This window comes from Emticicia agri (assembly GCF_004168285.1).
GTDB classification, from domain to species: Bacteria; Bacteroidota; Bacteroidia; order Cytophagales; family Spirosomataceae; genus Emticicia; species Emticicia agri.
This window is the reverse complement of record NZ_SEWF01000008.1, coordinates 170971-179823: the sequence shown is the minus strand read 5'-3', so window position 1 is coordinate 179823 and position 8853 is coordinate 170971. Positions and strand designations below refer to the sequence as shown.

Genomic DNA, 8853 nt, shown 5'->3' with positions numbered 1-8853 from the left:
CTGCTATCCCTTGTGGACCCGTAGCACCATTAGCTCCAGTTGCGCCTGTCGGTCCTGCTACACCTTGTGGCCCTGCTATACCTTGCGACCCTTGCGGACCCGTAGCACCTGTTACGCCTGTTGGTCCGGTAACACCAGTTGCGCCTGTCGGTCCTGCTATCCCTTGTGGGCCTTGTGGTCCTGTTGCTCCAGTTGGGCCAATTGACCCCTGTGTTCCAGTAGCACCTGTGGCTCCGGTAGCTCCAACAGGTCCCTGAGGCCCGGTTGCTCCGGGTGTACCGCTGGTAGCTGCATATAAGGCGTAAGGCACACTCATCATCTGGCTTGCCCCTAAGTTGATATAGCTATTTCCTGCGGCCGGGTCAATTTCTACCTGTAAAAATTTACTGCCATTGCTCCAGTTGATTGCGCCGAAAGTTCCGGTTTGTGCAGTTCCATTTCCCACTGTGAGCGTAAACAAACCTAAATTGTTGGTAGTAGTGGTATGCGTTTCTGCATAGACAATTGTTCCATTGATGCCTCCTGTCAGAATACTGAATCGAACGCTGATATTCTGATTCACCAGTACATTCCCACTTCCATTTCTGGCAATGGCCTGATAAGGAATTCCCGGAGGTGCCTGTGCATGTAGCATCAGGGGAATAATGAATAGTAGCAAAAGAATATTTTTTTTCATATACTATTGGTTAATAGTGATTAGTGGATAATTAATTATTCGTACAAGCGGCTATCTGTGCTTTAAAAATCCCTCCGGCCTGCGTTTCAAAACCGGGAGTTAATACTACAGCCTTGCCCGCCTGATAGGTTATGTTTGAAGTAGTTCCTACTTTATTGCCTGCATGAATGGTACTTACTACCTGTTTGATTTCGGTATTCCCTGTTACATAATCATTGTTGGGGCTCTCCAAATAAGCATGCTGGGGATTTATTTTTAATTGCGACATAGTCGGATTTCCGGCATAAACCTGATTGGAAGATACCACACGTATCAGATAATTGCCTCCTTCCGGTGTATTTAATGGAATGGTACAATTAACAGTTCCTGCTGCATTGGTTACGCCTATAGTTGTCGGGTTTTCAAATAATCCCGCAGGGTCTGATAATTGTACTTCAAACTGATTGGCAGGATTAAAAGTACCAGTAGCTGTAAAGTTTACATCGACATTACTCCCTGCGCAGATAGTAGGAGTAGAGACCGTAGGCATTGAAATAGTAGCAATATTGCCCACAATAGTAAAGTGGGTTTGAACAGGTCCGTAAGTCATGCCACCCCCTTTGTTGTCCTCGGCATATCCTGTTACGGTCAGGGTATAGTTTCCCGGAATGAAATTCCGGCCATACACATGATTGCCTATATTATCAAATAGCGCACTCGGGTGAATGTTCTGTATAATATTCCAGTTAAATTCGGGGCCTTGCAAATTCATCTCAAAACTTCCAATAGGTACATTGCTGCATACTGCGGTAACCAATATTGATACCTGCTCGGGTATCTGATTGATAGTCATGCCGTTTACCAGCGGAAATAGACTCTGATAGGGATTGCCCGATTTTACATACTGATAATCAACAACACTCAAGCAGATACTGGTATTTTGCTGAAACCCCTGGGTAGCAGACAACCCACTCCCGGTTAGTTCGGTAATAAAGGTTTCGCCCAATGTCCAGGATACCTGCAAATTTCCTGTAGCACTATACCCACCTGACGAAGCAATAACCTTAGGCGAGACTTGAACCTGAGCTTTTACATAACAGGCCGATTGAATGAGCAGAAGAAAAATTAAACCGGTAAAGTGTTTTTTCATGCAAAGGTTGTGGTTTTTTATATCAAAAATGTAATAATGAATCTGAACAAATGTTTAAACGCTGAACTCAAAAATGTACTTGATGATGCCGAACACCAGAAAGGCATCTGCTCACAAGTAATGTGATTATAAAGCTAATAGAATGTTTAAAAGTGCAGTTTTGAAGGAGAGCCAACAAAATCTAAGCATATATGCTTAGTTACTATAACTATATGGGTTTTCAAAAGTAGATAGTTTCAGAAATATTATCAATAAAAAAGCAAAGCGTTTATTGAGCGTATTGAATTCTTGGAAAAATACAATGTTTTAGCCATTGAAAAGTTTTTTTTAAGACTATGCAATTTGATCCGGTAAAGTATTCACCGCTTAGAAGAAGAAGCCCGCACTATCAATTCAACCGGAAACATAATCGTCTGAGGTTCCACTTTTTTATCGGCATCCTTATCAAGCATGCTTAAAAGATGGTTGATAATAGTAGCCGATATCTGTTTTACAGGTTGCTTGATAGCCGTAATACCCGGGTTTAATACATCATACAGCAAATGGTCGTCGAAACTGACGATTCCCATTTTGGCATATTTGCCCCCTAAACGACTGATGGCTTTCAATCCGCCTAAAGTCAGGAAGTTAGTACTGAAAAACACCGAGTCCAGTTCATCATTTGAGGTAATAAAGGAGGTGATTTTATTGATAATTTGCTCGTAATTAAGCTCGTAGGGAAGTTTAAGAATATTTGTGTTCAGTTGCTGAGACTCTATAAAGTTGGTATAGCCCTCTATGCGCTCTTTCTGGCTATAGAGGTTAAGCGTAATAAAACCAATGTTTCTGAACCCGTTTTCATACAGGTGGCGTGTAGCCTCAAAGGCTCCTTTTTTATTATCAACTACAATATTGAACGTATTCAGATCAGGGAAAAAGCAATTGAAAATAATCATGGGTTTTCCCTCTTTTTTAAGGTCGGCAAGTGTTTCTTCAATGCCTGCAATAGGCGAAATAATGAAACCATCTACATTGCGGTCATTCAGTAGTTTTATAACCGATTTCATCTGGTTCAGTTCATTATTTGAACTTGCCACAATGAGGGTATATCCGGCTTTGAGTGCAATTTTTTCAATACCACTGGCAACTTCTGAAAAGAAAGGATTATTAATGTCTCCCACAATCATACCGATAGTTTTGCTTTTTCCGGTGCTTAAACTACGGCCTAAGTGGTTGGGCTGATACCCGGTTTCTTTGATATAATTTTCGATTTTCTGAATAACCTCCTTGCTGATTCTTTTCTCCTGACCCTTGCCATTCAGTACAAAAGACAGGGTTGTTACAGAAACCTGTAGCTCGTTAGCCACATCATAGATAGACCTCTTCTTTTTCAATGCAGTTGGCTTGATTTATTTTTCCAAAAATAGGGATAATTTTTGAAGAAAGGAATAGGGAAGGGAGCATGGAGCAGAGGGCATGGGGTAAAGCATGGAATAGGAGAGGAAGGCATGAGGTATGGTGAAGATGAGAAACGGCAGGGGCATAGAGTGTGTGGCAAAGGGTATGGAGAAACAAATGGAGTTTCTATTAATAACCCCATGCTCCACGCCCTTTACTCCATCAAGGACAATCCTCTATTTTGGCCATAAATACCTCATTACCTCCTACCTGAAAGCCCGGTATAAGTAAAATAGACTTTCCGGCAAAATAATTCACACCATTATTTACATTGTTGGCACTGGTGATGAATGGCTATTGTGTAATAAAAAAGATGAATAAGTAAGGCGGGATTGTAAAACCAGACATAAAAAAAGCCCTCAAAAGGGCTCTTATGGTTTGTCTTTGTGGCTATTAAGCCAGTTTGCCTTTCAGTTTCCAGAGTAAACTGATGCCCTCAGATTCAAAATCAAGAAACAGAAAATCGAACGGATCGATAAACTGATTGTTTTTCTTTAAGGTATAATGTAAGTGCGGCCCTGTTACTGTACCTGTGGCACCCACTTTACCAATTAGCTGATGGCGAGAAACTTTCTGGCCTTTTTTTACAGAAATTTTACTCAAATGTCCGTAAATAGATTCAAAACCGTACAAATGCTTGATTCTCACATAATTGCCTATATCGCTCTTGTAACCTGCTTCTACCACTTCGCCTTCTCCGGTAGCATATACTTTTTCGCCTGTGCCACCTTTCAAATCAATACCTCTATGAAACTTCGTTACTTTATGAACGGGATGGTTGCGTGAACCATAAAAGGAATTGATGTGAATGTCTTTGTCTAAAGGGTAGCCTGCAGGGATAGTCTGTATATAGTTTTCCTTAAAAGGGTCGCTATAAATGTAGCGCAGAATGTCGTTTACTTCGAGTAGTGAGTTTAAACCTTTCCAGTTGTCTTCTTTGATTGTTTTGATTGAGTTGTTAAGGGCAATGTTCTGGGAAAATCCTGAAGTGATACCTCCAAAAAACATTAAAAATCCTAAAACTTGTTTCTTCATTCCTGACTGTTTTTGTTAAAAGATTTGCAAAAGTAACCAATTTCTATGAAACGCAACTATTAAATTATTATTGTGCCACAGAATAAATTGGACAAATTTAATATGAGAAGGTTTAATTGATATTCAGAAATGCTTGTATTTCAGGTAGTTAAATATAAAATAAACTTACGTATATTTGTACTCGTATTTGCTAAACAATCAACACAATGAATATTGAAATAACCAACCATGAGGGCATTTTTATAGCCGAATTAATAGCCGATGAAATAATTGTAAAAGAGGTACAGGATGCGCTTGACCTAATGGCCAATGCAGCCTACTCAGGTGCAACAAAATTAATTTTGCATGAGAAAAATATTACGCCTGATTTTTTTGATTTAAAAACAAAAATAGCCGGAGATATTCTACAGAAGTTTTCAAATTACAATATGCCACTGGCCATAGTCGGTGATTTCTCAAAATACACCAGCAAAAGCCTTAGAGATTTTATTTATGAAAGTAATAAGGGCGGCAGCGTGAATTTTGTGGGAAGTATGGAGGAGGCAAAGGCGAAGTTGGGGGGGTAAGATGTACTTCAGTATGCCTGATTACATCAGATAATTAATCTTTTACTTTTTCCAGGTTTCAGGATAAAAAGTTAATTTAAACATGAATGTTCTTGGCAATACATTGGTATAAAAGATTGACTGATAATTATTGGCCTGTTCAACATTAACTTCCCGTTTTGTATCAAATACGTTTTTTATTATCAAAGATACCTTCATAGCATTATTTTTTAATAAAAATTTACTGACTTCTGTATCTGCAAATAATTGTGTATTAATAGTCTGGCTTTTATTGATATTGATTCTCAGACCTGCATCAAAATACCATTTTTTGCCTAAATCTATTTCACTTTTTGCAGAGATAATGTTATTGATGATACTGTTTTTTTGTAGAATATTAAATTGTGACTGCCAGTTTGCCTTGAAATGAAATACACTTTTATATTTAAAGGTTGTGTTTAAATTTATGAATGCTATATTCAGATTCAATGCCGAAATCTCTTCTTGGGTTTTAATTAAAGTATTGAAATGATACAAACCACCTAATAAAACCCACGTGAAGTTACCTCTTAATTTTACCTGAAGGGCACTAAAATTGAGGTTCCAGTTGGTGGTAGACCTGGGGGCATTAATAAAACCCGAAGAGAAAATATTTAATACTGGTAGATATTTATTTTCGCTGATTACCGCATTATCCAGAATTTTATAATTGAAATTCAGATTAAACTGGTACCCTTTTCTGGCAGATATATTGGTGTTTAGGTCAAAAACTTTCTGGTGATAATGGCTTAATCTGATATTACCAACCACAATATTATTCAGATTAGTACTATCTGGTAATGTTATTAATTGTGCTGAACCTGGTAATACTGGTTCTTTTGCAAATCGGGCTGAAAATTTGCCGAATATAAACCTATATTCGAGTTTCGTAAAAGGATTGAGTACGAAACTTGGCTTTGAAGAAAATCTTTCCGTCAGCGTCTGTCTCTCAATATTCCAATATGAATAAGCAAGACCGCTAATTATATCAAGTTTGGCACGTTTGTATAAAGCATAAACTCCGGTTTCAAAAATATTGTTTTTCACAATTCCAAGAGCTGGAAAAATATTTCCATTGGCAAGGTGAATAGTTGTATTCTGCCGGATTGTGTGTTCTTCAAATACCCCTTTTATTTTTCCTTCAACCAAAAACTGACCGTTTAGTGGAATTGACTGGACAAACTGAGCCTGATGTATGCGTGCATTATCTTTTCTATTAAGGGTCTGATGTTGAATAAATCTGGAAACGGAGTTTTCGAATATATTGCTGAATCTATTTGAATCGGCATTAGACTGCTCGTTAAATCTATAATATATAGAGCTTATATAGCCTCCTTTCTTTCCCTTTTGTACTAAACTTAATTGAAAAGTATGAGCTAGTGCATTAATCCTTCCCTGGTTTTCAGAAGAAATTGCATTTTTTGGTGTATTATCCGAAAAAAGGGTTTCCAGTGAATGAGTGATAAATCTATCTTTAAATTGTGTATTTAACTGACTCGAAATACGCAAATTAGTACGTGTATCTATATTCCATTTCAGATTGAAATTCGAGTTAATATTACTTGTTTTGCTTTTGTCAGCCAGGCTACTGCTTGTATTTTGAGTCAATTCATTAAAAAATTGTTTCCTGTTGCCGGTCTGAACAAAGTTTTGACGATTGCTATTACCAAAAAGAAAGCCGTCTAATTCAATGTTCTTTCCCGCATAAGTATAATTAAAACCTGTGTCGAAATACCTATTTATGCCTCTGAAATTAGTTTCAAGTTTTTCTATAGTATTATCTATGGCACGAGGTTCGTACAGGCCAATCACCGAGCTACTTGCATTTAAACTATTCCTGAAACTATTAAATAAAACACGTTCAATAACCTTTGGGTCTATACCTTTTTCGTTGATAGAATTAGCTGTAGAAAAAACATTAATAAACCCTTTTTTTGTGATTTTATTAAGGTTCACATTGCCGATATAGCGTTGGTCAGTACCAATACCTGCACCTGTATCTCCGTAGAAACCATCTTTTTTATCTGATTTCAGCTTAATATTCAATACATTCCGTTTCTGGCCATTCGCCAGGGTTTTTTCTATGAACTCCATTCGTTCAATCATATTGGCCTTAATACTTTCAAGTGTTAGCTGAGATACTCCGCCAAAAATCCGTTTTCCATCAACTGTAATCTCCTGTACATCTTCACCTAATATGCTTATACTTCCCCAAGAAGAATTTAATCCTGTGATTCTATCAAAAAGTGTTGAAGCAGCAGCATGAGGGCGAGCATCGTCATCTCTAACATTTACAAATAAAGTGTCTCCGCTTCTTTCAAATCTGTCTTTTTTTTCTTTCACAACCAACTCTTTTAGCTCTACACTCTTTTCTTTCAATATCACCTTAAATACATAATTGTTTTTGATCGTATCAGACAACCACTGTGAACCAGACGAAAAGCAACAATCTGACTGAACCAGAATTCTATAAGTTGTATTCGGTTCTATTTTAAATGAGGTGCATTCAAAATTGATATTACGTTCGGTATCTATTTTTTCTTTACTAGCAGTAAGCATGATTAACCTGATTTTATAATCTTTATGGATTTCAGGAGATTGAACGCAAACCTTAATTTGCTTATTGGATTGTGCGAAAGAATAAAAAAAATGAAAGACACACAGCAAAATGGTAAATAGTCTTACGCACATAAAATAAAATTGTCGGCTCAAATAATTTATTTTTTCTAACTTTTAGTCAGATAAACAACTATAACCAGTATTAATAATTAGTATCTTGTTCTGATAACTGTTGTCTTTCCGTCTTTATCTACACAAACTAAATCGTCTCCGATTACAACTTTACCTCGATAAACTGGGTATGATGTACAGCCAGCAACAAAACTTGCTTTTTTTGTTAGAGTGGGCTTCGCGGATTTTGCAAAAGCACCTGATGACGAAATTATTGAAATTAAAAATAGTACAGCGATTTTTTTCATATTTTTTTTATGATTTAAAGTTATTTAATTTGAGCCGACTTGAAATAATACTTTATTTTATGGAATTTTGCAATGAATAGTAATTTATTTTTTGGAATATTGTGATAAAAAAGATTTATGAAAAAATTAATAATCCTACTCCTGATTGTTTTGGACAGACAGATTGTGTTTGCCCAGACTTACAACTACAATTCTTTAGATAACAAAACCATTGTTTCTATAGTCTACAAAGAATCATCCTTTCTGAATACTGATCCTAAAACGGTAGTTGATGAGAACACAAATACAACCTTAGTAACCAACTATCCGCCCGGTAGTAATAGATTCATTGTTACCAGCAATCTTGATTTCAAAACCAAGGATTCTCCTTTGGTAAAGTTTAAAGTCATGCGGATCCAGCAAAAAACCAGTAAATTTAGTATTGATACGAATGTACCCTTTGGCAGTGACGAAATCTCGAAAATGGCTATTGAAGGGTATCTGCCTTTAATAAAGAAAAATATCAATGTTAAATTAAACCAGAAAAATAACCTGACAAAAGATCAAATTGAAATCATTGAATTGTCGCAGATGGATCTCCCAATTCTCAACTCACAAAGTGTTTTATCGGGTATATTAATAAACAAGCCTGATAATACTAATAGTTGGACAGATAGCGTAAAGGTAAAAGATGGCTTTTATATTAATACATACACAATGGTAGATGAGGCTAAACATCAATATAAATTGAACGGGTACTATAAACCTAATCCGAAAAAAGAATCTTCTTTGAAAAAAAGTACTACTGATGTAACTGATTTACAACCAGGGCAGGGGATTGAGGCTGAAGTAGAACTATTAGAGATGAAATACGAAGCCAGTATTCTATTATCTGGTCAATATACAGGCCTTATTCAAAGTATCGACCTTAACACTTACTCGTCAACCAATATTAAATCGATAGGCATTATTGAGAACGAACAGCTAAAAACAAAAACCCGAATCTCTAATAAGATTTCAGAGTGATAAATGCTA

The 8853-nt window shown here is 36.7% G+C and carries 9 protein-coding genes; 2 read left to right on the top strand and 7 right to left on the bottom strand.

From position 1 onward, the window contains the following. The 5 genes from EWM59_RS28655 to EWM59_RS07705 all read right to left on the bottom strand — a co-directional run. A partial coding sequence (locus EWM59_RS28655; protein WP_130020373.1) for a DUF8740 domain-containing protein occupies positions 1-676 on the bottom strand: 676 nt, incomplete at its 3' end. A 31-nt stretch (positions 677-707) separates the two neighbouring features. Further along, the gene (locus tag EWM59_RS07715) at positions 708-1805 is read right to left on the bottom strand and encodes a 3-coathanger stack domain-containing protein (RefSeq protein WP_130020372.1); all 1098 of its coding nucleotides are present in this window, start codon (positions 1803-1805) and stop codon (positions 708-710) included. 359 nt (positions 1806-2164) lie between these two features. Then, a complete protein-coding gene (locus EWM59_RS07710; protein WP_130020371.1) occupies positions 2165-3178 on the bottom strand; it encodes a LacI family DNA-binding transcriptional regulator in 1014 nt (337 codons plus the stop codon). 226 nt (positions 3179-3404) lie between these two features. Next, positions 3405-3530: a 3-coathanger stack domain-containing protein gene (locus EWM59_RS28765; RefSeq protein WP_374755938.1), complete on the bottom strand. Its 126-nt coding sequence runs from the start codon at positions 3528-3530 to the stop codon at positions 3405-3407. Between the two features lie 105 nt (positions 3531-3635). Beyond that, the gene (locus EWM59_RS07705) at positions 3636-4277 is read right to left on the bottom strand and encodes a M23 family metallopeptidase (protein WP_130020370.1); all 642 of its coding nucleotides are present in this window, start codon (positions 4275-4277) and stop codon (positions 3636-3638) included. Between the two features lie 206 nt (positions 4278-4483). Here EWM59_RS07705 and EWM59_RS07700 point away from each other — a divergent pair, with 206 nt between their 5' ends. Next, the gene (locus EWM59_RS07700) at positions 4484-4843 is read left to right on the top strand and encodes a DUF4180 domain-containing protein (RefSeq protein WP_130020369.1); all 360 of its coding nucleotides are present in this window, start codon (positions 4484-4486) and stop codon (positions 4841-4843) included. Positions 4844-4885: 42 nt separating this feature from the next. Here EWM59_RS07700 and EWM59_RS07695 read toward each other — a convergent pair whose 3' ends face one another. Then, positions 4886-7420 carry a TonB-dependent receptor gene (locus tag EWM59_RS07695; RefSeq protein WP_130020368.1) on the bottom strand — a complete coding sequence of 845 codons (2535 nt, stop codon included), beginning with the start codon at positions 7418-7420 and terminating at the stop codon, positions 4886-4888. Between the two features lie 209 nt (positions 7421-7629). Continuing rightward, the gene (locus EWM59_RS07690) at positions 7630-7839 is read right to left on the bottom strand and encodes a hypothetical protein (RefSeq protein ID WP_130020367.1); all 210 of its coding nucleotides are present in this window, start codon (positions 7837-7839) and stop codon (positions 7630-7632) included. Positions 7840-7956: 117 nt separating this feature from the next. Here EWM59_RS07690 and EWM59_RS07685 point away from each other — a divergent pair, with 117 nt between their 5' ends. Then, entirely contained in the window at positions 7957-8844 is an 888-nt protein-coding gene (locus EWM59_RS07685) for a hypothetical protein (RefSeq protein ID WP_130020366.1), read from the top strand. Positions 8845-8853 lie beyond the last annotated feature (9 nt).

Excerpts from the sequence above, each read along its gene's own strand:
- EWM59_RS07715 (WP_130020372.1), bottom strand. The coding sequence starts at position 1,805 with ATGAAAAAACACTTTACCGGTTTAATTTTTCTTCTGCTCATTCAATCG.
- EWM59_RS07705 (WP_130020370.1), bottom strand. The coding sequence starts at position 4,277 with ATGAAGAAACAAGTTTTAGGATTTTTAATGTTTTTTGGAGGTATCACT.
- EWM59_RS07700 (WP_130020369.1), top strand. The coding sequence starts at position 4,484 with ATGAATATTGAAATAACCAACCATGAGGGCATTTTTATAGCCGAATTA.
- EWM59_RS07695 (WP_130020368.1), bottom strand. The coding sequence starts at position 7,420 with ATGCTTACTGCTAGTAAAGAAAAAATAGATACCGAACGTAATATCAAT.
- EWM59_RS07690 (WP_130020367.1), bottom strand. The coding sequence starts at position 7,839 with ATGAAAAAAATCGCTGTACTATTTTTAATTTCAATAATTTCGTCATCA.
- EWM59_RS07685 (WP_130020366.1), top strand. The coding sequence starts at position 7,957 with ATGAAAAAATTAATAATCCTACTCCTGATTGTTTTGGACAGACAGATT.